A 24632-nucleotide genomic window follows, 5' to 3' on the forward strand; every position below is an offset into this window, starting at 1 on the left:
TTCAGTTTTCAAAGATCTACTTGCGGCAAACGAACTTATATCAACCATTTGCTGACTTAATCATTGTATAACGACTAAAAATTATTGTCAACAAAAACTTAGAAATAATTTTTTTAAAAATAATAAGTCATCTCAACGACAAATACTATCTTACCAAGTAGATGAAGTTTCGTCAATATCTTTTTCAATAAAATAAAAAAAGATGCCTCATCGGCATCTTTTTAATTTATTTAAGTTCTGGAGCATCAGTTTTAAAATCATTAATCGTGGATTTACCACCATTTTGATCGATCAAATCTGTCTTTTTCTTTTTATCTTCTTCTTTTAATTTCTTTAAGGTAGCTTTTTTATTATAATCAATAGTTTTCTTATTGACATCTTTATAGTTTTTAAGTTTATGGAACCGTAATAAATCTCCATAAACGACCTTGTCGGAGTTTTCTAAAGAATCATCAACATACTTTTGAATATTATTGATTGTCTTCTTCTGTGAGCTTGTAGGATGAATTTCTTGCCCTGTTGCTGTGTCATAAATGGTTCCACCAACTTTAGTGTACTGTTTAGAAACAAAGTCGCCATTACGGAATGGAACGATTTGTTGGTTTTGATTACTTAATAAATCATGACCAAATTGAATCATATGGTTATTTTTAATTCCTAGTAAGTGAAGTAAGGTTGGCAACACATCGATTTCTCCCCCATAGGTATGATCTATATGTCCATCCAAATTGCCTCCATTAATCATAAATGGAACTTTTTGGAACTGAGCCAAATCATATTTATTGACGCTCTTCTTACCTAGTAATTTAGCAATGGCGGGACGGTGATTATTAGAAATACCATAATGATCACCATATAAAACAACAACACTATTTTTCGCTAATCCACTCTTTTGAAGGTAGGCCTCAAATTCACCAAATGATTGATCAAGATAATGAGCAGTTTGCACATAAGGGTCAACCGTATTATCACCTGTCTTAGTTGCAGGGGATGAAGTGTTTCGCTTATCTAGTTCATATGGATAATGGTTAGTTAATGTAATTAATTTAGCATAAAATGGTTGTGGTAATTGTTGAATATAAGGAATCGCTTGTTTGAAGAAAATCTTATCCTTCATACCATAACCAATATTGTATTGAGGTTTTGTTTTATAGTACGAATCACTAAAGAAATAATCATATCCCCATGATTTGTAGGCATTATTTCGATTCCAAAAAGTTGGAACATCTCCATGAAAGGCAGCACTGGTGTATCCAGCTTCTTCATCAAGAATTGAAGGAGCAGCTTGATACGTATTTTGTGCACCATAGCTAACCATTGCTGAGCCTTGTGGCAATCCGTACAATGAATTTTCTAGCATCATTTCAGCATCAGAAGTCTTTCCTTGAGCTACTTGGTGATAGAAATCATCAAAAGCAATTGTATGTTGATTATGGTAGAACTTATTAATATTTGGTGTAACTTCTTTTCCATCGACTTTGTAATCAATTAAAAATTGTTGGAAACTTTCCAAATGAATGATAAAGACATTCTTTCCTTTTTCTTTACCAAAGTATTGCACGTTAGGACTAACTTGATTCTGGTTGATAAATTTTTGTACACCTTTTAAATCAGATACTTTTGCATTTGCTCGAGTCTGACTTTCTTGATGATTTTGATAGATATTAAATGCTGCATACTCGTTTAATCCCAAATACTTAACAATGTAGTTGTTATCAAAAGTTCTCGTTAATAGACCAGAACGATCTGCGTTAGCAACATTATATTCTGCAAACATTAAGACAAATGAAAGGATCGTAATTAAGAAAGCAAAACGCTTCTTAAATGGTTTTTTATCAATTTTAATTACTTTAAAAAGTAATAGTAAAATCAAAATAACAATATCAACATAAGCAATAAAATCACCTGGACGCAAAATTTGGACAAAACTCTTTCCTAAGTTGTTTTGAACATCTCCTGTTCCTTTGATGATTCCCATTGATAAAAAGTCAGAAAACTCACGGTAATATAAAATATTTGCAAACAACCAAGTTGACTGCAAAAAATCAATGATTAACATTAACCAATATGAGAGCTTCCCTCTAAAGTACAATGCAATTCCAAAAAGCAATAATGCTGATGGAATTGGATTTACTACAAGTAAAAAGTTTTGGATTCCACCTGTAACTCCAAGGGTAAAATCCGTCCGATATGCAATGTAAGTTTTTAGGCAAAACAAAACTACAACTAATGTAAAGAAACCAAAAGTTGTATTAAAAAAATTTCGAATGCGCTTTAAGACGTTAACCATTCCTTTTTCCTCCAAAATAATACAATATAACCTATTTTTTATTCTTGCTGGGCTTTACTAGCAAGGCGAACAATCCTAAAACAAGTCCTACATAATAAGTTAGGATTCGCCATAAGATCATTGCAACTGCTAGTTTGCTACTACTATAAATGTAACTTTTAAATAGCATCTCGAAACTATATTCCGCTCCACCGGCTCCTCCAGGAATTGGAAACATCGATATCACTAAGAAAATCAAAATATTTAAACTAGTAACCATAATAATGTTTGCATTGTTACAGCCTAATGAACGCATCACAAAATAAGGAATCATGTAATAAAAAAGCAATTGAAAAAAAGTCAAAATAAAAACTTTTCCCAATAATTTCCATTGATGTCCAATTTTAACACTTTCGGTATAAAAGGAATCAATTTTTTCGTTAACTATTATAACCCAATTCTGATAACGTCCTTCGCCAACAAACCACCTTAAAGGTTTAATTATTAAATTAATTATTTTTTTAGTAAATTGGTACCAATACATAATCATTAATAATACAACAATCACAACTAAATGGATTAAAAAACCAAATAATACGAACCATGCTAATGCATGAACCTTATCAATTAAAAATTCGAAACCAATTATCAAACTAATTATAAAATTAAATACAATCATAATCTGATAGACCACGAATTTCATCATTAAGGCAGACGTTGCTTTTCCCGCATCAACCCCTGACTGCATCAGTATGACCAACTGAGCAGGCTGTCCTCCAGATGAAAAAGGCGTAATTCCATTAAATAATTGTTCAACTAATGGAACTCGGATTGCATCATGAAAAGTGAATTTTGGATTACTGCTATGAACAAGTAGGTAAGTAATCACTGTTTCAAAAAACAAATAGGCCAAAATACAACAAACTGCTAATAAAAGCCATGCAGGATTAAGCTTAGTTAAATCGTGAATTAAAACTGTAAATTTAATATCACGAAGTGCATACCAAGCGATAAGTAACCCAATCGCAATCACAAATAAAAGTGATAGCTTATTTCTTTTTGACATTAATCTGTCCTTTCACTCGTCCAATCTCAGCTTGTTCTGTATAAAATTTATACCAAATTTCAGCTAAATGATTTTCTGAGTAATAAGTTGAAGCTTCTTGTGATTTTTTTACAAACTTTTGTATCAAATCAGGACTACTTGCTAACTTTTTCAAATCACTATTCATTTGAGTTTCATCATCAGCTGAAATATAGTATCCACCAATGATTTTTTTATAAAGGTCCAAATTACGTAAAACAACCGGTAATCCGCATGAAAAAGCTTCCAATACTGACATAGGAAATAATTCATTGAATGACGGCAATAAAAAAACATCCGCCATATCGTAATAATCAACTAATTTATTGCGATCAACAATTCCAGGAAAAACTAAATTAACTGGTGGATGATTAACCAATTGCTTAAGTTCTTCGTACCCTGCTGTCATTGCACCAAACGAAAAACCACCAACCCAAATAAATTGAAAATCAGGGTTTTGGCGAGCCAACTTAGCAAAATCTAGTACCCCTTTACGTATTTGGACTTGTCCAGTACAAATTACAGTAAATTTTTGTTCATCAAAGTGGTACTGTTTGCGTAAGTTCTTTTTTTCGACATTATTTACCGAATGAAATTCATTTTTACTTACAAAATTTGGAATATATGTAATTTTGTCGCGTTTAATTCCATAGTTTTCCAACTTTGGAATAAAGGTCGGATTAACCACAACAATTTCATCCATTCTTTTATAAAATGCAATTACGTATTTATAAAACAACTTACGAAACGGGCCGGGAATTGTTAAACTCTCATCTAACGTTTCCGGCAAAAAATGCACGTATCCAATTTTTCGACCCCTTTTTTTAGAAAAAGTTGATAAATAGAACATTGGGTCGATTGTATGATAGTGGCTAAGATCAGTTCGATTGTATTTATTAATTTCAATTTCAAATTGTTGGGGAAACTTTTCCGTTAACATCCGCACCAACTCAGTATAAGCACTTCCCACTCCCTGTCCTTTAATTTTTGTGGCAGTGGAAAACATATCAATTTTTAACATCAACTACTCCTCGTCAGTCACATCATCATATGAATTGTCATAATTGTTCAAAGCCGCATCATAAAAATCGATAATTCGATCAACAAAGTAAACGGCAGAAATATCATGTAATTTTTGTTTTCGCAATTCTAAATTATTAGGATACTGCTGTGGGTTTTGTAAATACGTGACCACGTCATCAATAAATTCGACTTCTGAATTAAAAGTCATTCCTAATGATTTATTATTGATTAATCCATCAGTGTAAGGACTGGTCGCAACTACTACTTTAGTACCAGCAGCCATTGCTTCAATGTAAGTTAGTCCCTGAGATTCTGATTCAGACGTTGACACAAATACATTCGCCATTCGATAGTAACGGTAAACATCATCATTATCAATTTCACCTGTAAAAATCACTGAATCTTCGAGTTTTAATTTTTTCACTTGTTGATGCAAATCATTTTCGGCTGGACCTTGTCCTACAATTACAAGCTTAGCTTCTGGAACTTGTTTTAAAATTTTAGGAAGTGCGTCAATTAATTCAGAAATGTTTTTTTCGTAAGCCAAGCGACTAACTGACAACATAACCGGAGTTTCTTCTGAAATTCCCAATTTCTTACGAATATCGACCGTACTTGGTTCTTCATAATGCTCAACATTAATCCCAGTTGGAATAATCCTAATTGGACTTTTAACACCATAACCAGTCAACTTATCTAGCACGCGTTTACTTGGAGAAACAATCCCATCTAAATGATGACAAAAATACAAAGTTCCCTCTTTAACGTGAATCGGTTTTAATAAATGACCATTAGCAACATAATGAAGATAATCTTCATACATCGTATGATAAGTATGAATACATGGAATACTTAGGTTTTTGGCTACAAATTTTCCAATCATTCCCATCGAAAATTCAGTTTGAGTATGAACAATATCTAAATGTAGTTTTTTTGCAATTTGTGTTGCTTGAAATAAACCACGGACTGCAATCCGTCGCTCAGTAAAAGAAATAAAGGGAATACTTGAGAAACGATAGATATGATCATCTTTTACTTCTTTTGCATTTGGATCAGTTGTCGTAAAAATATAAACATTATTTCCACGACGTTCTAACTCATCTTTAAGGGTCTTGATTGAGGTGGCTACCCCGCTAACTTGGGGAAAATATGTATCTGTAAATAGTCCAATATTCAAGTTAATCTTCATCCTTTCAATTTGAGCTAAACAAATGTAATTATATGGGTTTAAAAAACACTTTGCAAATTATGAAAACAAATAAAAAGAGTTGCCTCAGCAACTCTCTTTAATCATTAAAAAATTAGTCGATTAACCCTTCATCTTTCATGGTTTTAGCAATCGCATCAAGTGCTTCTTTTGCATCGTCGCCTTCAGCAGTAATTGTAATTACTGCGTTTTGACCAACACCGAGTGACATAACTCCCATGATTGACTTAAGGTTAACTGTCTTGTCTTCGTATTCTAATGTAATGTTTGCGTTAAATTTACTTGCAGTTTGAACTAAGAAAGTAGCAGGACGAGCGTGAATACCGGTTTCTGCTGTAATTTTGAATTGACGTTTTTCCATAATAAACGCACTCCTTTTAATTTACCTTTTTTATACTTTAAGGTTACCAATAACTAATTTAAAATACAAGTTTTTCAAACCTGTATTCTGTTAATTTAAGAATTAATTATCATTATCGTAATGATAAACAACAATTCCCTGATCGCCAGCATTTCCAATTATTCGTTTACGAGTTTCATAATCCATAAACGCTTGTTGAAAAACGAGAAATTCATCTGGCGTGATTGTAAGTTCTTTGATTTTACCATCACGAAGCTGATCCAATAATTCTGTATAATCTGATTTTGTCTTATCCAAAAAAGACCCCCATTTGAAAACGTTTTCTTATTATATTCTACCATAAAAAGTTAAATAATAATTAACAGTCACTTTACTTGAATCAACTTTGCTTGTGAGTATAATTAATTTTAAATAGTCAACAAAGGTCAAAACTATGAAGGAGGTTTTGAATATGGAAGGACAACAAGGAGCTTATGGTTTCAGTAATTTAGATGATTTACTACGCTCAATGCAAACTGGAAATATGAATGGTGCCAAAACACCTGGTAATGGTGGAAAAAATAACGGTATCATTGCTCAATACGGAACTGATTTAACTAAATTAGCTCGTCAAGGTAAACTTGATCCAATGATTGGCCGAGAAAAACAAACTGCTCGAGCAATCGAAGTCTTAAATCGTCGCTCTAAAAACAACCCTGTTTTAATCGGTGAAGCAGGAGTTGGTAAGACAGCAATCGTAGAAGGTTTAGCGCAAAAGATTGCTGATGGAACTGTTCCTCAAAAACTTCGCAATAAGAAAATTATTCAAATCGATATGGTTTCAATGATTCAAGGAACTGGAATTCGTGGACAATTCGAAAAGAAGATGCAGGCTCTTATCAAAGAAGTTAAAGCTGACAAGAATCTGATTCTTTTCATTGATGAAATTCATGAAATTGTAGGCGCTGGAAATTCTGAAGGTGGTCTTGATGCTGGAAATGTGCTTAAACCAGCCTTGGCTCGTGGAGATTTCCAACTAATCGGTTCTACCACTCTCAAAGAATATCGCGATATTGAAAAAGATTCTGCTTTAGCGCGTCGTTTCCAACCAATTATGGTAGAAGAACCAACGACTGAACAAGCAATCAAAATTTTAAAAGGACTTCAAAAAAATTACGAAGATTATCACATGGTTCATTATACCGAAGACGCAATTAATGCTGCCGTAAAACTATCTAACCGTTATATCAATGATCGTTTCTTACCAGATAAAGCCATTGACTTAATGGATGAAACTGGTTCAAGAAAGAATCTAACGCTTAATATTATTGATCCAAAAGCAATTGACAAAGAAATTTCAGAAGCTGAAAAGCAAAAAGAAACTGCATTAGATAAAGAAGATTATGAAACTGCTGCATTTTATCGTGATCGGGAAAAACAACTCAATCGTCAAAAAGATAACCTTGCCCAAGAAAAAACAAAGAACAATACGGTTACTGAAAAAGATATGCAACAAGTTGTAGAAGAAATTACTAGCATTCCCGTTGCTGATTTAGAAGATCAAGAAAAAGCACAACTTAAAAATTTAAATGTTAACCTTGAAAAACACGTAATTGGTCAAGGTAATGCTGTTAATAAAGTGGCTAAAGCAATTCAAAGAAATCGGGTTGGCTTTAACAAGTCTGGTCGTCCAATTGGTTCATTTCTCTTTGTCGGACCTACTGGAGTTGGTAAAACAGAACTTGCAAAGCAATTAGCTGAGCAACTCTTTGGTTCAAAAGAATCAATTATTCGTTTTGATATGTCTGAATACCGTGAACCTCAATCAATTGCCAAACTAATTGGAGCCGCTCCCGGATACGTTGGATATGATGAAGCTGGTCAATTAACTGAAAAGGTTCGTCGTCATCCATACAGTTTGATTTTGTTAGATGAAGTTGAAAAAGCTCATTCAGATGTGCTTCACGCTTTCTTGCAAGTTCTAGATGATGGTCGTTTAACCGATTCACAGGGGCGCACGGTATCATTTAAGGATACTGTCATCATCATGACCAGTAATGCTGGGGCAAACACGGGTGCTAACGTCGGTTTTGGTGCCGAAACGAGTGGCAGTACTCACTCTGTTTTAGATAAATTAAGTGCCTACTTCAAGCCTGAATTTTTAAATCGATTTGATGATATCATCGAATTTAATTCATTAAATAAAAAAGAATTACGTCAAATTGTAAACCTTCTTTTGAGTGATATGAATGAAACATTAGCGCAAAATGATTTAACTGTTGACGTCTCTGATGACGTTAAAGAGCAATTAGCTGAACTAGGTTACAATCCGGCAATGGGTGCTCGTCCATTACGTCGAGTAATTCAAGAACAACTTGAAGATCAGGTAGCTGGATATTTGTTGGATAATCCTAATGTTAGAGCATTAAAAGCTACTCTAGATAAAAATAAAGACATTAAAATTAGTGCCAAATAAGCAAAAATGCTACTTACTATTGAATTAGTAAGTAGCATTTTTTATTTAATGTTAAAATTAAACTATTACATTTGGAGGTCACTAATTTGTTTAATTTTATCAAAAAATTATTTATGCCTAAGCAAAAGAACAAACCGCGTCCGAAACATCTAGCAAAAAACTCAGTTTCAATGACAAGGAATGCCAAAAATTTCAAACCCAAAACTATTGAAAATTCAGATAAATTAACGATTACCTCAAAACAGAATGCCTTATCCACAAAGAATCCCGCAACAATATTAGTAAAATTTTTAAATGCCAATCAAGACGAACTAAGATCTCAGTTAATTTTTAAATCTTATTTAGGAGAACCATTAAGCTTAACAATTCCTCAATTTAAAAACTATATCTTTAAAAAAATTGAAGGAATGACATCCATCGTGGTCGCCACTCAACAAACCATTATTATTCATTATAAAAAAAAATTAGGAAAACCTGTCATGGTATATTGTTTTGATTACGATAATAATACCTTGCTGAAAGTTCCAGAATTTATGACTGGCGAGATAAATGAACATTATCAAGTTAAAATTCCTGCTATCCTTGGATACCAACTACATATTTCAATTGGTGACTTAGATGGTATCTTTAATAATGAACCACAAAATGTCGTCTTATATTATCGCCATGACAATTGGAAATTAGTTCAACCAGTTAATTATCTGGTTAAAATAAAGCTCCCTGCTGTTGTTTACAGCCACGCTTTAGAAAAATCTAATTATGATTTTAAATTACCCGTTGGATCTGTTTGGAAAGTTTTCAAAGAAGTCCATACCAATGAACAAACATGGCTTTCACTTGGTGGTGCGGAATGGATTAAACAAGAATACGTTACCAAAATTAATGATGAAACCAAAAAAATTAACTAAAAAAACATCCGTCTGGATGTTTTTTTAGTTAGATTAATTTTTTGGCATTTTCAATTTGGAGTTTAACTTGGTCAAACCCAGTTCCCCCAAATGAATTACGTCTTGCCACAGCAGTTTCTGATTGAAGTTCTGGATAAACATCAGCTTCAATCAATTCACTACCATTTTTTAATTCAGCCAATGGCATATCTTGTAAGTTTTGGTGCGTTTGAATACCATGTAAGACTAACTTACCAACCACAGCATGTGCTTGTCGAAAAGGTAACCCTTTCACTGCTAAATAATCGGCTAACTCAGTGGCATTAGAATAATCATTTTCCGTACTGGTTTTCATTTTTTGCTCGTTAACTTTCAAAGTTTTAATCATTCCGGTAAAGATTTTCAAAGCAGGCACAATTGTCTTTAAGGTATCAAAGACCCCTTCTTTATCTTCTTGTAAGTCTTTATTATAAGCTAACGGAATTCCCTTTAAAGTCGTCAACAATCCCATTAAGTTCCCATAAATTCGACCGGTCTTTCCTCTAATTAATTCGACCATATCTGGATTTTTCTTTTGCGGCATAATGGAACTTCCGGTGGTATATCCGTCACTTAATTCTAAATACTGGAATTCTTGACTCACCCACATACTAATTTCTTCAGAAAAACGAGATAAATGCATCATTAAAATTGAACTATTACTCAAAAATTCAATCGCAAAGTCCCAATCAGAAACAGCATCTAAAGAATTAGCATAAATTTGATTAAAGCCTAATTCTTGTGCAGTAAACTCCCGGTCAATGGGAAACGTGGTTCCGGCTAGGGCAGCTGCTCCTAATGGTGAAATATCAGTGTGCTTTAAATTAAATTCAAATCGTTCTTTGTCACGTTGCAACATTTGAAAATAGGCCATTAGATAATGAGCATACGAAATTGGTTGAGCATGTTGTAAATGCGTATAACCTGGCATAATCGTGGTCACGTTGGCTTCGGCTAATTTTAGTAAGGCTTTTTGCAAATTCGTAATTTCTTTAATCACAAGTGGAATTCGATTTTTAACATATAAATGAAAATCAGTGGCAACCTGATCATTTCTCGAACGAGCTGTGTGCAATTTTCCTGCAACCGGTCCAATTCGATCTGTTAAAATGCTTTCGATGTTCATATGAATGTCTTCATTTTCGACGGAAAATTCAATTTTTCCCGCCACTAAATCGGTTTGAATTGATTCTAGTCCCGCTACAATCTTCGCAACGTCATCTGCTGATAAAATTCCAGTTTTGCCTAACATTTTAACGTGCGCTAATGAACCTTCTAGGTCTTCCGCTGCCATCAATTGGTCAAAGTTAATTGAAGCTCCAAATTGATCGACTAAGGCATTAGTTTCTGCTTGAAAACGGCCGCCCCACAATTTGTCGATCATTACGCTTCACCGCCCTTGTTTTTCATGGCAACTTGGTTCGCAACCTCAGTAGGAAGACACCATAATTTGATGAATCCTTTCGCAGCTTCTTGATCAAATGAATCTGAAGATGTGTAAGTAGCTAAATCTTTATCGTATAAACTGTCGTTTGCTTTCCGACCTAAAATAATAATGTTTCCCTTAAATAGTTCTAGTTTGATAGTTCCGTTCACCACTTTTTGTGATTGGGCAACAAAGGCTTTCAAAGCAGCCATTAAAGGCGAGAACCATAATCCATTATAAATCACTTCACAAATTTGCTTATCAATTAGAGGTTTAAAGTGCGCTAAATCTCGTTCAAGCACGATGTCTTCTAGCTCTTTGTGGGCTTTAATTAGAACAGTGGCAGCAGGAGCTTCGTAGATTTCTCTTGATTTAATTCCGACTAACCGATTTTCGATGTGGTCGATTCTTCCAACTCCATTTTCGCCCGCAATTTCATCTAATTTTTCAATTAATGTGGCAAATGACATTGCTTCACCATTTAATTTAAAGGGAATTCCATTTTTAAATTCTAATTCAATTTCCGTTGGTTAATCTGGAGTTTCAGCAATTGCTTTGGTAAGCGCATAGGCATCTTCTGGTGCTGATACCCATGGATCTTCCAAGATTCCAGCTTCGTTGGCTCTACCCCAAATATTGGAGTCAATCGAATATGGTGAATCTAAATCGATGGGAATTTCAATGCCATGGTCTTTAGCGTAATCAATTTCTTCTTCTCTTGCCCAGTGCCAGTCCCGAACTGGACTAAGCACTTCAATATTAGGAGCTAACGCATGAATTGCCACTTCAAACCGAACTTGATCATTACCTTTTCCAGTACAACCATGGGCAATAGCTGTTGCTCCTTCTTTTTTAGCAACTTCCACTAATTTTTTCACAATTAATGGTCTTGATAAAGCAGAAGATAATGGGTAAACGCCTTCGTACATAACGTTTGCTTGAAGTGCTAAGGAGATATATTGATCAGCGTATTCTTCTTTACAATCTAACACATAGGCAGCCACGGCTCCGGTTTTAAGCGCTTTATTTTTCACGTATTCGGGATCTTTGGCTTCCCCAACGTTAATACAACAAGCTACGACGTCGTACCCTTTATCCTTTAACCATGCAATTGCAACTGAAGTATCTAAACCACCTGAATAGGCTAAAACTACTTTTTGTTTTTCCATTTTAATCACCGATTATCTTTCCAATAAATTCTTTCGTTCTGCCTGCTTGTGGATTATCAAAAATTGCTTGTGGCGTATTTTTTTCTTGAATGTAGCCATCCGCCATAAACCAAACTTGGTCAGCGACTTTCTTTGCGAAGCCCATTTCGTGAGTTACCACTAACATCGTCATGTTTTCATCTGCTAGTTCTTTCATTACAGCTAGCACTTCCCCTACCATTTCAGGATCAAGAGCACTCGTCGGTTCATCAAAGAACATAACTTTGGGGTTCATCGCCAAAGCTCTGGCAATCGCTACTCTTTGTTTTTGTCCTCCAGATAAACTAGCAGGATATGCATTTGCCTTATCAGCTAATCCAACTCTCTTTAAATATTTCATTCCAATTTTTTCAGCTTCAGCATCATCTAAATGCTTAACTCTCATCGGAGCTAACTTTAAGTTTTCAATCACGGTCATGTTCGAGAATAAATTAAAACTTTGAAAAACCATTCCAATTTCTTCACCTAACTTGCTAAGTTCCTTTTCTGACATTTTAGCCAAATCTTCATCGTTAAAGAAAACTTCGCCATCTGTCGGTTTTTCTAATTGGTTAATGCATCTTAATAAGGTACTCTTTCCTGATCCAGAAGGACCGATGATGCAAATCACTTCACCTTCGTGCACCTCTCCGTTAATTCCTTTTAAAACATGGTTTTCCGCGTAACTTTTTTTCACGTTGTTTAATTCAATAATTGATTTAGTCATGATTCATCTTCCCTTCCAAATAATTTAATCCTCTAGTTAAGGTAAACGTAATTACAAAGTAAATTACCATTACCACGACAATTGGGGCAACTCCCCGATAAGTATCAGCTCTAACGACATTTAATTCGTAAACTAAGTCAGTCACTCCAATAATTGAAACAATTGAACTTTCCTTAATTACAGAAATAAATTCGTTTCCTAAGGCTGGCCAAATGTTCTTAAAGGCTTGTGGTAGGATTACAAATCTTAATGAATCACCGTTACTTAATCCCAAACTCTTAGTTGCTTCAGTCTGTCCTTTATCAACTGAGGCAATTCCCCCTCTGATAATTTCACAGACGTATGCTGCACTGTTTAACGTAACTGCAATGATTCCGGCAATTAGTGAAGGAATGTTGATGATTACTCCTAATCCAAAGTAGATTAACAAGACTTGAACCATCATTGGAGTTTCTCTAACAACTTCTACGTAACTGATTGCTGGCCAACTTAAAATTTTATACTTGCTAATTTTCATTAGTGCAAGGATTACACCTAAAATAATTCCACCAATTACAGCAAGAACTGAGATTAGTAAGGTATGAGTTAACCCATCGTAAAAGTATTTCCAGTAATGCAACATTGAAGTGTCCGCGGTATTAACTTTCATGTATTTACCGGCAGTTGCTAAATATTTAGGCATTAAATTTTCTTTGTTGATTTGATCAATTGATTGGTTAGCAGCATCTTTCAAAGTGTCGTTACCCTTTGCCATTGCAATTGCGGAACCCGTATCTTTTTTGTCAATTTTATAATCAGCTGGAATCATCTTTAAATCAGAATCATTATCTACATATGCTTGACCAACTGGTTTTTCAACTCCAACTGCTGCAACTTTATTAGTTTTCAAAGCTAAAATTAAGTCGGTGGCTTTGTCCATTCCAACGTTCTTAGAGTCTTTTAAATCTTTTTTAGCAAGTTGTTGTTGTAACGTTCCCGTTTGGGTTCCAACTTTTTGGCCTTTTAAAGCATTTTGGTTTTTAAATTTTTCGGCATCAGCTTTGTTAACCAAAAATTCTTGTCCACCATAGTAATAGATTTTGGAGAAATCAGCATTTTGTTGTCTTTCTGGTGTTGGATTAATTCCTCCGATGGCCATATCAGCTTTTCCAGTTTGGACTGCAACCAAAAGTGCTGTGAAATCCATGTTTTTAACTTCTAATTTAACACCCAGATCTTTGGCAATCTTTTTGGCGATTTCAATATCAATTCCTACATCCTCTGATTTACCGTGTTTGTTAATTTGAAATTCAAAGGGAGGATAATCTGGTGAAGTAACAACTTTTAGTACTCCACGATTTTTAATACTCTGAACTGAACTATCAGCATGTACCGTTCCCGATAATCCAATTCCTCCTAAAAATAACCCAATACATAAAAATAAAGCTTTCAAAAATTCATTCATTTTCCCATCTCCTCTAAATAATAAAAATTTCCAACAAAAAAACGCCCTTTAGTCAATTGACTAAAGGACGCTTATGCGCGGTACCACCTTATTTATGCTATCAAAAAGATAACATCTCTCACAATCCAGCTTCGAATCGTTGGCTCTGTAATGGGAGCACCCAGTATGGTTTTGATCGCATACAACTTCTAGGTGACATTCATTTAAAAGAGCTTATGATATTTCGCACCAACCAATATCTCACTGAATCACTCTTTTGAATTACTACTTCCTAGTTAACGTTTTGTTTTTAACTTGTAATTATCATAGTATGAAAAAATTAAAAAACAACCTTTTTTTACAAAATAATTCGTAATCTAGTTATTTATTATGCTTAACGCTAATCGAACGTTCTTTTTTGTCGAATAATCAACGTAATCAATCAAATATTGTTAATTTATACTTTAATTATCTAATTTAATAATGTGAGTTTGCTGTAATTTAACAGCAATAAAAGCAACAATCACTGTTTTTATAATATCTCCGGGAAAAAACATCGTCGTTGAAATTATTGCTTTCAAAATTGGCATATGAATTATAAATGATAATCCAATTGCACCAATTAAATTCATGACTAACATTCCTCCAATTAAATTCGCAATTAAATACTTCCAAAAGTTCAATTTGCCAATTTTCTCCAATAACCATCCAATCGAAAAAGTACTAATGGGCCAACTTAGTAAATATCCAGCAGTTGGTCCTAGGAAAATACTAAACCCACCTCTTCCGCCAATTAAAAGTGGCATACCAACTGCTACTAACAATAAAAAAATTAAAACACTGATGGTTCCTAATTTTTTACCTAGTAATGATCCTGCTAACATAACGGCCATGGTTTGAAAGGAAATTGGAACTGGAATCACTGGAACTGCAATTGGTGGGACTAAACTAAAAGCTACGATAATTGCAATCATTACCCCACAATAAGTAATTTCTTTAATTTTCAAAATAATTTTCTCCTCTTAAGTTAATGATTTAATTATCTCGAAATTAAATCATTAAACCTAGACGAAAATTAAATAAATCTATTAAGTTAAGCTTAGCGAGCTTACAAAATAATTAATCTGTAACTAAAAAAGTTGACCACTGAGTAGTCAACTTTTTAAATTCTATAAATTTTTATCCATATCATAAGTTAATTTTGAAAGCGTTAAGCCCTTACTCATTAATTCATTCATAAATTTATGCACACGCGTTTCCATTTCAGCAACCAAGCTTTGATTTTGTTTTTGCAAGAAAGCTGAAACTGCTTCTGGCTTTAAATTTTGTGCTTGGTTAATCGTGTTTTCAACGTGGGTTAAAAACATTTGATCATTATCCGTCTTAAAGTCACGATCTTGTTGAATGAAATGACTGTAATGTGATTCCACAATCATTGATAATTTCCGATACATCCAGTATGCACTGGTATCATCCATTTTCAAAGGAGTATTTTCATAAGTTGAATCAGTCGCATTCACATTTGCAAAGAAGGGAACATAAGGACTAAAAGCTGGTACCCCAAAGTTTAACCACATGATTGTTGAAATTTCTGGTTTAACATCATTTCTAATTTGTAAAACATGTGAATTTTGTGTCCGGTTCATCGCAATCGGACGGAATTTAGTCTTCAAGTCTTCAGGACCTTTGCCCAATGGATCATAGTCGGTTTCATTATAGTGAGAACCTAAAATAAATTCGACATCTGTAACTTTAATCTTCCGATTAGCCTTACAAATAAAAGGCATGTCTGCAGAAGTTGGTGATTGAACCATTTCTGGAGTCAAATAGCGTTGGCCATACCAAACTCGAGGAGTATTATAATGACGATCTTTTTCGTTACTAGTTCCAAAGATATGTCTAAAGTTAAATTCGTTTTCATCAGGATTTAAATGATATTTTTCCACAAATTCTTGGATTCCATCTGAATACATAAAATTATCAGCATCATCAAAATCAACATCTTGAATAGCAACTTGATTGGCAACCACGGCATAAGAATCATCTGGAATTCTTTGAGCAACCCAATGATGTCCAGTAACAATTTCCATGTACCAAACTTCATTATTATCGCTAAACATTACCCCATTACCTTCTGGTGAACCATATTCTTTAATTAATTGACCGAGATATTGTACTCCATCACGGGCAGAATTAATGTATGGTAATACCATTGATTGTAAGGAATCTTCGGCAAGGCCATTTGCTACCAACGGATCATGGGCGAGTGTGCTCAAGTTTCCGTAAACACTTTCCGTGGCACTCATGGCAACGTGTTTTTGGTTAAAACCACTTTCGGCATAAACCCCTTCTTTAGCAACATCCGCATTTGGAGTTAACAACATCCGGTAACCATTTTTAGGCATTGGCGCCGTAAATCCATTTTGGTTTGATTTCCAAACCTTAGTTTCATTTTCATAAGCTGGCTGAACAATAAAGCGTTGTGGCGTTAATGGCAAAAAAGTATCGTCATTTCTCGCAATCATCGTTGAACCATCAATACTAGCGTTTTTTCCGACCATAACACTGGTACAAGCTGATAAATGTTTCATATTTAGCACTCCTATCGAAAATTTTATAACTTAGCAGTTAATTTAACATCAGGATACTTACCTTTGAACCAACGTTCAGCAAATTGATTTTCAAATAAGAATAACGGATCATCATTCGTATCACGAACTAAAATATTCCGTGATGATGACATCTTTTCATCAAGTTGTTCTGGATCAATCCACCGGGCAATCTTAGATCCCATTGGTTCCATTAAAACGTCAGAATTGTATTCATTTTGCATTCTGAATTTAAAAACTTCAAATTGAAGTTGACCAACGGCTCCTAAAATATATTGACCCGTTGAATAAGTCGTATAGAGCTGAATGGCACCTTCTTGAACTAATTGCTTAATCCCTTTATGGAATGATTTTTGTTTCATAACATTTTTCGCAGAAACCCGCATAAATAGTTCTGGAGTAAATTGAGGAAGTTTTTCAAAGGTAACTTCATCTTTCCCTGTATAAATCGTATCACCAATTTGGAAATTACCGGTATCATAAAGACCGATAATATCACCCGCAACAGCGGTCTTAACGTTTTCTCGAGTATTAGCCATAAACTCCGTCACGTTAGATAAACGAATATCACGCTTAGTTCGATCTAAAGTAACGTCCATTCCCTTTTCAAATCGACCGGAACAAATTCTCACAAAGGCAATTCGATCACGATGATGAGGATTCATGTTTGCTTGAATCTTAAACACAAATCCAGAGAATTTTTCATCAATTGGTTGAATTTCTTTATCCTGTAAGGTTTGATGTTGACCAGGAGCTGGTGCCATTTCAAGGTATGCATCTAGAAAAGTCTGGACTCCAAAATTAGCTAGCGCTGAACCAAAGAAAACTGGAGTTTGATCACCATTAGCAATTTTATCTGGATCAAATTCATTTCCAGCCTCAGAAATTAAATCCATTTCCTCTTTGGCATCATCATAAATGCTATCGCCTTCTAGTTGATTATCGCCCTTGATATTTCCTTCATCATCAAGTGGTAAAAAATGTCGACCTTCCACACCTGGTTCAAATAGTTCAACCCGATGATTATGTCGATCATAAAGACCCTTTAAAATTCGACCAGAACCAATTGGCCAATTCATTGGATACGCTTCAATTCCAAGGACATCCTCTAATTGACTAACTAATTCCATTGGTTCACGGCCATCACGATCTAACTTATTCATAAAAGTAAAAATTGGAATTCCCCGCATTTTACAAATTTGGAAAAGCTTTTTCGTTTGTGGCTCAATCCCTTTTGCGGCATCGATGACCATGACCGCTGAATCAACAGCCATCAAAGTCCGATAAGTATCTTCTGAGAAATCCTCATGTCCTGGAGTATCCAAAATGTTAATTCGTTTACCTTCGTAATCAAATTGCATCACAGAACTTGTAACGGAAATTCCACGTTTTTGTTCAATTTCCATCCAATCAGACTTAGCGAAATTACCACTTTTACGAGCTTTAACTGTTCCAGCTTCTCGCACAATTCCCCCAAATAAAAGTAATTGTTCCGTAATGGTAGTTTTCCCAGCATCAGGATGGGAAATAATCGCAAACGTACGTCGTTTACTTACATCTTCGTTTAATTTTTTGTCACTCATTTAAATCCTCCTAATGGGCTTTGGTGAAAATTAAGGCAAAAAATCCGGATTAATCTGGATTGATTTGCTAATTAATTTCTGACTTTTGATCATGTTGAACAAGCCAGATACTGTAGATATATTCGATAATTACTTTCAAAATAGCATAGATTGGAATCGCTAAAATCGTTCCAATTAATCCAGCAATGTGGCCTGCAGCAAGTAAAATAATGATAATTGTAAGTGGATGAATATTTAAAGATTTTCCAATTACATTTGGATATACAAAGTTACCATCAATCTGTTGGACAACTATTACTACAATTATAGTCCAAAAGGCCTGTTCTGGGCTAACGATGATAGCCACTAATAAAGCAGGAATAATTCCAATGTAAGGACCAACGTAAGGAACTAAATTACAAAATCCGGCAAAAACACCCAATAATAAAGCATACCGCTGTCCAATTAACAAATAACCAATGGAAGTGAATGTTCCAACGAATAGACATTCAATTACTTGACCACCGATGTAATGAGAAAGTGTTTTGTTCATCTTTTTCAATAATGTTTCTGACTGGCGGCGATGTGATTCTGATAAAGCAGGAAATAATTTTTCTACACTTGGCAAAAATTTATCCCCATCTTTAAGCATGTAGAATAAAATAATGGGAGCTGTAATCAAGGTAATGATAACGTTTGTTGCTATTGAAATAATATTACCAGCACTATTACTAATGTTGCTGAGCATCACTTTTAAGTATGAAGCATAAGATTTCTGCATTTTAGAAACAATTGGATCCCAATCAATATTTTTTAGCCAACCGTGTCTAGTCATTTTAGTCAATGATTCTTCTTGATGAGCGGCAAATTTAGGCATGTTATTTGCTAAATTAGCTACTTGAGAAATCAAGTGTGGAATTAACGATGCAATTAAATAGACAATGATTAAAATCAAGGCAACGAAAATAATGGTTGTTCCCCAAGTTCGATTAATTCGCTTAGTTTTAGTGATTTTGACTTTCATTAATATTTCCAAAATTGGATTTAACATATAATATAAAAATCCCGCAATTAATAATGGTGCAAAAATTGTCGAAATGAAAATTCCAATTGGTGAAAAAATAAAACTAACTTTGGTACATAAAAACACAATTCCAACTACCAAGAGTAGTTCAAATGTCCAAAATACTAACTTTGTTTCTTTAAGATTTTTCAAATTAATTCCTCTCTACTTCGTCGACAAAATCATCAATCGCATCAAAATCAAAGCCCTTTCTATATAATGATTGTTTTAACTTTTGTCTTCTTTGATATGGTTCTTCTGCACGGTATTTTTTCCAAAGTTTCATTCCGGCTTGTTTTAACAATTGACTTTGTTCATCTTCATCAATTTCAGCATCGATTTGACTGATTGCTTGATCAATTACGTCAAAGCCAAAGCCCTTTCTCATCAATGCTAACTTTGCTTTCTCAATTCTTTTATTATATGGGTATCGATTCTGATGGTCAAATAGCTTCTGAGCCAAAACAGTAGCATTCTCTCGTACCGTTGTCTCAGGATAAAATTCATCTAAAGCATTTGTTATTAATACTTCTGCAATTCCCTTTTGTTTGAGATATCTGATTCCAGCTTGTGGTCCCTTTACTTGTCCATCAGCAATTTGTCGAACATAGCTATTGGCATAGTTTTCGTCATCAAGTAGTTTAATTTGCTTTAACTTTTCAATGGTAGATTCAATTGCTTCTTCATTTTCTGATAATGTCTGTAACTTAGTTCTTACTTCATATTCGGTCCGCTGACGATAAGAAATGAAATCAACTGCCTTACCATATAACTTTGAAACGCTATCAGCAGCTTTAATTTGTTCAACTAAAACGCTAGTTAACTCGGTTCCTTTAAAAATCGCAAATTTAATTAAAACTTCTTCGCTAATTGGAAAAGCATACTCATCATTTAAATAAATATTGTAGCGTCCCGGTCGTTTCTGGGATTCAACCTTGGTTACCTTGTAAGTCTTACTCATTAAATTTACCTCTCTAAATTCACAATTAGTCTAACTTCTGCTATACTTACTTGATAAATAAGCAAAGGAAGTCCGAAAATGAAAGCACACGTCGTATACGCAACTATTACTGGTAACAATGAAGATATTGCTGATATTGTAACTGAAGGATTAGAAGATCTTGGGATGGATGTTGAAGAAACCGAAATTTCTCAAACTGAAGCCGAAGAACTTACTGATACTGATTTAATTGTTATTTGTCCTTATACTTACGATGAAGGTAACCTTCCTGAAGAAGGAATGGACTTTTTTGAAGATCTTGGGGATTTGGACTTAGCGGGAAAAGTTTTTGGTGTTGCTGGTTCTGGGGATGTCTTTTATGAAGAATTCTATAATTTAGCAGTTGACAAATTTGCCAAAAAACTTTTAGCAACTGGTGCTACTCAAGGTGCAGAAAACGTTAAAATTAACCTTGACCCCGATGAAAATGACATTAAAACGCTTGACCAATTTTCTCAAAAACTGTTTGATGCAGTAAATAAATAAGACCCTGAGTGGTCTTTTTTATTTACCTTTTTTTGTGAACTGTTTAATAAAATAATCATGAACACTGGCATTAATAACTGAGCCAATCAACAAAACCATGCCCGTTAAATAAAGCCAAATCATAACAACAATAAAGGTTCCTAAAGTCTTATAAGCCGAAATGTTACGGAAAAATTCACCAATAATTTGCGAAAATAGTTGTGACAAAATTGATAATCCTAACAACGCAAATAATGTCCCTCCAAGGGTATATTTCCACTTTGTTTTGAGACTCGGAACAAAGAAGTAAATCATACTCAAGATAATGACCAATAAGATAACGATGAATGGTATTCGAAAAGCCTCTACCAAGTGCAAAACTTCAGATGGCATATTAATCATTTTGTTAAGCAAGTCAATGAGTGCTTGTCCAAAACCAAGTAAAATCATCAATACAAATAAGAAAACGACTAGCAATAGCATCCATAAAAAGGAAATCACTCGATTCATAAAAGCGCTTTGATCAAGCACTCCGTAACTTCGATTTACTGCTCTTTGAAAAGCTGCCATCGCACTACTTGCTGACCAAATGGTGATTATTAATCCAACTGATAAATTACTTCCGCCATGTCCTGAACTAAATGCTGACTCCACAATTGGTTGCAGCATCTTGTAAATTGAACTTGGCATCAACAGTTTCATTGAGTCAATCACACGTGTTGGATTAGCATTTGCTAACCTAATTACTCCCCCAATTGAGATTAAAATGGGAAATAAAGATAGCAAAGAATAGTACGCAAATACAATGGCAGAATCTGAAACGTTACCCATTGAAAAATGCTTTACCAATATTTTAGTAAAAGGAATGATTTTATTTTTAAAAATTTTTGTCTTTTTCTTCAATTTTAGTAATCCCTAAGCTTTATTTAATTCAATTATAACAGATTGAATTCGAGTTACTATTCAATCTAAATAATGATAAAATTAGGATTAGTTTACTAGCTTTAAAAGTTGAAAATATTTTTTCAACTATAAGGAGGATTCAATTTGGAAACTATTAGTTTAGTTGTCCCTTGTTATAACGAACAGGAATCAATTACTTTATTTTATGATACCGTCGAAAAAGTTTTTGCGGGAATGAATAAAGATTCAAAAAAGTACGTTCCTGATTATATTTTCATCAACGATGGATCATCAGATAATACTTTAAAAATTTTAAACGAATTGCATAATCAACATCCTGAAACAGTCCACTTTATTTCTTTTTCTCGTAATTTTGGAAAAGAATCTGCCATTACTGCTGGATTAAGATCAGCTAATGGAGATTACATTGCTTTAATGGATGTCGATCTTCAAGATCCGCCTGAATTATTACCGAAAATGTTAAAAATTATTACAACTGAAGACTACGATTGCGTTGGTTGTATTCAAACTAGTCGAAAACAAAACCCAATTCGGGCGTTCTTATCATCCACTTTTTATCATGTAATTGATCGTTTATCAGATGTTAAAATCAAACCAAACGTACGTGATTATCGTTTAATGACACGTCAATATGTTGATGCCGTAAATGATTTAACTGAATATAATCGCTTTTCTAAAGGAATTTTCAGTTGGGTAGGTTTTAACACGAAGTACATTAAATACGCCGGACGTGAAAGAGCAGCTGGGGAAACCCACTGGTCAATGATTCAATTACTTGAATATTCAATTGAGGGAATTATTGATTTTTCTGATGCTCCTTTAAAAGTAGCAACTTGGGTCGGTGGATTATCTTGTTTCCTTGCTGTTTTAGGTATCATTTTTACTGTAATTAGAACAATTTGTTTTGGTGGCTCAGTTGCTGGCTGGCCTTCACTAGTTTCTATCATGTTATTAATTGGTGGAATTCAGCTTTTCTGTTTAGGAATTTTAGGTAAATACATTGGTAAAATATACCTAGAAACTAAGCACCGCCCCCAATACATCATTAAGGAGCAAAAATAATGAAGTCCTTAATTGAATTGTATCAAAAGCACCGTGATTTAATTCCTTATGCTTTTTGGGGTGTTGCAACAACCGTCGTCAATATGGTTATCTTTACCATATTGACACAATTTACTAACATTAATTATTCAATCACTTATGGAATTGCGTGGTTTATCTCAGTTCTCTTCGCTTTCTATACTAATAAATACTATGTTTTTCATACTAAACATTATTCGGCAAAAGAATTCTGGTATCAAATTACAACATTTTTTGCTGGAAGATTAGTAACTGGAATTCTCGGTTTGGGTATTTTAATTTTTGGTGTCAGTATCTTAGGATTTAATAACAAATTAGGAAAAAACATCTGGAATATCATTCAAAATATTGTAGTGGTAATTTTAAATTATTTTTGGGCAATTTTCATTTCATTTAAAGAAAAAGAAGCAAAATAAAAAAAGTTCCGTTGAAATTAAATTTCAGCGGAACTTTTTTTAAACAAACATATTCAAAATTAGAACAACAATCAGTCCTGTAACCGAGATTACGGTTTCTAGCACCGTCCAGATTCCTAAAGTTTCTTTAACTGATAAGTCAAAGTATTCTTTAAACATCCAGAAACCAGCATCATTAACATGTGAAGCAGCTAATGAACCAGCACCAATGGCTAAAAGCCATCATAACTGGACTAACGTTTAATGATGACATCAATGGCATTACTAAACCTGCGGCAGTCATACCAGCCACAGTTGCTGATCCAAGTGAAACACGAAGGATTACGGCAACTAACCATCCTAAGATAATTGGTGAAAGGGATGAATGCATCATCATTGTTTTAACGGCATTTCCTACCCCTCCAGCAATTAGGACTTGTTTGAAAGCACCACCACCAGCAATAACTAGTAAAAGCATAGCAATTGATTTCACGGCGTCACTGATACTAAGTGAAATATCTTTCATAGATTTACCACGATGGAAGCCCATTGACCAAATTGCAAATAACAAAGCAATTACCATGGCAATCATTGGGTTACCTAACATTGAAATAACAGCATCGAAACCGTGTAGCTTAGCAATTTCTTTTCCACCATGAACAGCTAATTGATAAATGGTATTTAATGCCATAAAAATAGCTGGAAGTAATGAAGTAAAGGCTGCTAAAGCAAAACTTGGAGTATCTTTTAAATTATATTGTTTAACTTCACCAAAGGCTGGCAAACTCTTTTTTACTACAAAAGCATCTGGGAAAAATTTACGACTAATTTTTGTATAAACTGGTCCAGCAACAATCACACAAGGAATTGCTACAATAATTCCGAATAAAAGAACTTGTCCAATATTAGCTCCCAAGGTAGTTGCAACTGCAGTTGGTGCAGGTTATGGAGGTAAAAATTCTTGCGTAGCTGATAAAGCTGCTGCCATTGGAATCCCTAAATAAAGGAATGGAACATCGGCTTCAAGAGCAACTGCGAAGACGATTGGAGTTAACAATACCAAACCAACTTCGAAGAATAATGACATTCCGATAATAAATGAAGCAATTACAATTGCAAGTTGTAATCTCTTTTTACCGAACTTATCAATCAAAGTTTTCGCGATTCGATATGATCCACCAGAATCAGAAACTAACCGACCAATCATGGCCCCAAAACCAAAGACGATAGCTAACTCGCCCAAGGTATTTCCAATTCCTAATTTAATTGCATCTGCAATACTTGCTGGATTCATTCCTAAACCTAAGGCAACTAAAATAGCAGTTACAATCAATGAAACGAAAGTATTTAATTTTAACTTGATGATTAGGAAAAGGAGCAACGCAATTCCTAGAATCAAAACAACAAATTGATATGAACCCCATGAGTTAGATTTTTGTCCAACTT

20 protein-coding genes, 2 pseudogenes and 1 other annotated feature are annotated in these 24632 nt (G+C 34.2%); of the genes and pseudogenes, 5 read left to right on the plus strand and 17 right to left on the minus strand.

Going from position 1 to position 24632, the window contains the following annotated elements:
• Positions 1-226: 226 nt before the first annotated feature.
• The 6 genes from FD36_RS04490 to FD36_RS04515 all read right to left on the minus strand — a co-directional run bounded on the left by FD36_RS04490 (position 227) and on the right by FD36_RS04515 (position 6241).
• Complete coding sequence (locus tag FD36_RS04490; protein ID WP_056958319.1) at positions 227-2290, minus strand: LTA synthase family protein; 2064 nt, start codon at positions 2288-2290, stop codon at positions 227-229.
• A 31-nt stretch (positions 2291-2321) separates the two neighbouring features.
• Positions 2322-3335: a lysylphosphatidylglycerol synthase transmembrane domain-containing protein gene (locus tag FD36_RS04495; protein ID WP_014082292.1), complete on the minus strand. Its 1014-nt coding sequence runs from the start codon at positions 3333-3335 to the stop codon at positions 2322-2324.
• Entirely contained in the window at positions 3319-4374 is a 1056-nt protein-coding gene (locus FD36_RS04500; protein ID WP_056958320.1) for a glycosyltransferase family 4 protein, read from the minus strand. Before FD36_RS04500 ends, FD36_RS04495 begins: the two co-directional genes overlap by 17 nt.
• Before the next feature lie 3 nt (positions 4375-4377).
• Complete coding sequence (locus FD36_RS04505; RefSeq protein WP_103450371.1) at positions 4378-5553, minus strand: glycosyltransferase family 4 protein; 1176 nt, start codon at positions 5551-5553, stop codon at positions 4378-4380.
• 124 nt (positions 5554-5677) lie between these two features.
• Complete coding sequence (locus FD36_RS04510; RefSeq protein WP_014082295.1) at positions 5678-5944, minus strand: phosphocarrier protein HPr; 267 nt, start codon at positions 5942-5944, stop codon at positions 5678-5680.
• A 102-nt stretch (positions 5945-6046) separates the two neighbouring features.
• Positions 6047-6241 carry a hypothetical protein gene (locus FD36_RS04515; protein WP_014082296.1) on the minus strand — a complete coding sequence of 65 codons (195 nt, stop codon included), beginning with the start codon at positions 6239-6241 and terminating at the stop codon, positions 6047-6049.
• Between the two features lie 154 nt (positions 6242-6395).
• Here FD36_RS04515 and FD36_RS04520 point away from each other — a divergent pair, with 154 nt between their 5' ends.
• A complete protein-coding gene (locus tag FD36_RS04520) occupies positions 6396-8399 on the plus strand; it encodes an ATP-dependent Clp protease ATP-binding subunit (RefSeq protein ID WP_056958324.1) in 2004 nt (667 codons plus the stop codon).
• An 86-nt stretch (positions 8400-8485) separates the two neighbouring features.
• Positions 8486-9307 carry a MucBP domain-containing protein gene (locus tag FD36_RS04525; protein ID WP_056958325.1) on the plus strand — a complete coding sequence of 274 codons (822 nt, stop codon included), beginning with the start codon at positions 8486-8488 and terminating at the stop codon, positions 9305-9307.
• A 28-nt stretch (positions 9308-9335) separates the two neighbouring features.
• On the opposite strand, the gene argH is transcribed toward FD36_RS04525, so the two are convergent.
• The 9 genes and pseudogenes from argH to recX form a co-directional block, all read right to left on the minus strand.
• The gene (gene argH, locus FD36_RS04530; protein WP_056958327.1) at positions 9336-10709 is read right to left on the minus strand and encodes an argininosuccinate lyase; all 1374 of its coding nucleotides are present in this window, start codon (positions 10707-10709) and stop codon (positions 9336-9338) included.
• Positions 10709-11920: pseudogene (locus tag FD36_RS04535) on the minus strand (argininosuccinate synthase). The gene argH and the pseudogene FD36_RS04535 overlap by 1 nt, the downstream one beginning before the upstream one ends.
• Before the next feature lies 1 nt (position 11921).
• Positions 11922-12665: an amino acid ABC transporter ATP-binding protein gene (locus FD36_RS04540; protein ID WP_056958329.1), complete on the minus strand. Its 744-nt coding sequence runs from the start codon at positions 12663-12665 to the stop codon at positions 11922-11924.
• A complete protein-coding gene (locus tag FD36_RS04545) occupies positions 12658-14109 on the minus strand; it encodes an ABC transporter substrate-binding protein/permease (protein ID WP_056958331.1) in 1452 nt (483 codons plus the stop codon). Before FD36_RS04545 ends, FD36_RS04540 begins: the two co-directional genes overlap by 8 nt.
• A gap of 60 nt (positions 14110-14169) precedes the next feature.
• Positions 14170-14397 (minus strand) — a binding site (T-box leader).
• Between the two features lie 155 nt (positions 14398-14552).
• On the minus strand, positions 14553-15095 hold the full coding sequence (locus FD36_RS04550; RefSeq protein ID WP_170126603.1) for a biotin transporter BioY: 543 nt from the start codon (positions 15093-15095) through the stop codon (positions 14553-14555).
• A 162-nt stretch (positions 15096-15257) separates the two neighbouring features.
• Positions 15258-16679, minus strand: a complete 1422-nt coding sequence (locus FD36_RS04555; protein ID WP_056958333.1) for a C69 family dipeptidase — start codon at positions 16677-16679, stop codon at positions 15258-15260.
• 23 nt (positions 16680-16702) lie between these two features.
• Positions 16703-18280, minus strand: coding sequence for a peptide chain release factor 3 (locus FD36_RS04560; RefSeq protein WP_014082306.1), 1578 nt, complete (start codon positions 18278-18280; stop codon positions 16703-16705).
• Between the two features lie 67 nt (positions 18281-18347).
• The gene (locus FD36_RS04565; protein WP_056958335.1) at positions 18348-19475 is read right to left on the minus strand and encodes an AI-2E family transporter; all 1128 of its coding nucleotides are present in this window, start codon (positions 19473-19475) and stop codon (positions 18348-18350) included.
• A gap of 1 nt (position 19476) precedes the next feature.
• Positions 19477-20283: a recombination regulator RecX gene (gene recX, locus FD36_RS04570; RefSeq protein ID WP_056958337.1), complete on the minus strand. Its 807-nt coding sequence runs from the start codon at positions 20281-20283 to the stop codon at positions 19477-19479.
• 78 nt (positions 20284-20361) lie between these two features.
• Between recX and FD36_RS04575 the strand changes: the two genes are divergently transcribed.
• Entirely contained in the window at positions 20362-20808 is a 447-nt protein-coding gene (locus FD36_RS04575; RefSeq protein WP_056958339.1) for a flavodoxin, read from the plus strand.
• Between the two features lie 18 nt (positions 20809-20826).
• Here the strand turns inward: FD36_RS04575 and FD36_RS04580 are convergent, their stop codons facing one another.
• The gene (locus FD36_RS04580; protein WP_225361252.1) at positions 20827-21690 is read right to left on the minus strand and encodes a YihY/virulence factor BrkB family protein; all 864 of its coding nucleotides are present in this window, start codon (positions 21688-21690) and stop codon (positions 20827-20829) included.
• Between the two features lie 144 nt (positions 21691-21834).
• Here FD36_RS04580 and FD36_RS04585 point away from each other — a divergent pair, with 144 nt between their 5' ends.
• Positions 21835-22773 carry a glycosyltransferase family 2 protein gene (locus FD36_RS04585; protein ID WP_056958341.1) on the plus strand — a complete coding sequence of 313 codons (939 nt, stop codon included), beginning with the start codon at positions 21835-21837 and terminating at the stop codon, positions 22771-22773.
• Entirely contained in the window at positions 22773-23207 is a 435-nt protein-coding gene (locus tag FD36_RS04590; RefSeq protein WP_056958343.1) for a GtrA family protein, read from the plus strand. Before FD36_RS04585 ends, FD36_RS04590 begins: the two co-directional genes overlap by 1 nt.
• 39 nt (positions 23208-23246) lie before the next feature.
• On the opposite strand, the pseudogene FD36_RS04595 reads toward FD36_RS04590, so the two are convergent.
• Positions 23247-24585: pseudogene (locus tag FD36_RS04595) on the minus strand (gluconate:H+ symporter).
• Between the last annotated feature and the right edge of the window lie 47 nt (positions 24586-24632).

Source organism: Fructilactobacillus sanfranciscensis DSM 20451, assembly GCF_001436035.1.
GTDB classification, from domain to species: Bacteria; Bacillota; Bacilli; order Lactobacillales; family Lactobacillaceae; genus Fructilactobacillus; species Fructilactobacillus sanfranciscensis.

What these genes read in the sequence shown, in the direction of transcription:
- FD36_RS04510 (WP_014082295.1), bottom strand. Translation starts at nt 5,944, where the DNA reads ATGGAAAAACGTCAATTCAAAATTACAGCAGAAACCGGTATTCACGCT.
- FD36_RS04490 (WP_056958319.1), bottom strand. Translation starts at nt 2,290, where the DNA reads ATGGTTAACGTCTTAAAGCGCATTCGAAATTTTTTTAATACAACTTTT.
- FD36_RS04575 (WP_056958339.1), top strand. Translation starts at nt 20,362, where the DNA reads ATGAAAGCACACGTCGTATACGCAACTATTACTGGTAACAATGAAGAT.
- FD36_RS04555 (WP_056958333.1), bottom strand. Translation starts at nt 16,679, where the DNA reads ATGAAACATTTATCAGCTTGTACCAGTGTTATGGTCGGAAAAAACGCT.
- FD36_RS04495 (WP_014082292.1), bottom strand. Translation starts at nt 3,335, where the DNA reads ATGTCAAAAAGAAATAAGCTATCACTTTTATTTGTGATTGCGATTGGG.
- FD36_RS04540 (WP_056958329.1), bottom strand. Translation starts at nt 12,665, where the DNA reads ATGACTAAATCAATTATTGAATTAAACAACGTGAAAAAAAGTTACGCG.
- FD36_RS04590 (WP_056958343.1), top strand. Translation starts at nt 22,773, where the DNA reads ATGAAGTCCTTAATTGAATTGTATCAAAAGCACCGTGATTTAATTCCT.
- FD36_RS04545 (WP_056958331.1), bottom strand. Translation starts at nt 14,109, where the DNA reads ATGAATGAATTTTTGAAAGCTTTATTTTTATGTATTGGGTTATTTTTA.
- recX (WP_056958337.1), bottom strand. Translation starts at nt 20,283, where the DNA reads ATGAGTAAGACTTACAAGGTAACCAAGGTTGAATCCCAGAAACGACCG.
- FD36_RS04500 (WP_056958320.1), bottom strand. Translation starts at nt 4,374, where the DNA reads ATGTTAAAAATTGATATGTTTTCCACTGCCACAAAAATTAAAGGACAG.
- FD36_RS04560 (WP_014082306.1), bottom strand. Translation starts at nt 18,280, where the DNA reads ATGAGTGACAAAAAATTAAACGAAGATGTAAGTAAACGACGTACGTTT.
- argH (WP_056958327.1), bottom strand. Translation starts at nt 10,709, where the DNA reads ATGATCGACAAATTGTGGGGCGGCCGTTTTCAAGCAGAAACTAATGCC.
- FD36_RS04520 (WP_056958324.1), top strand. Translation starts at nt 6,396, where the DNA reads ATGGAAGGACAACAAGGAGCTTATGGTTTCAGTAATTTAGATGATTTA.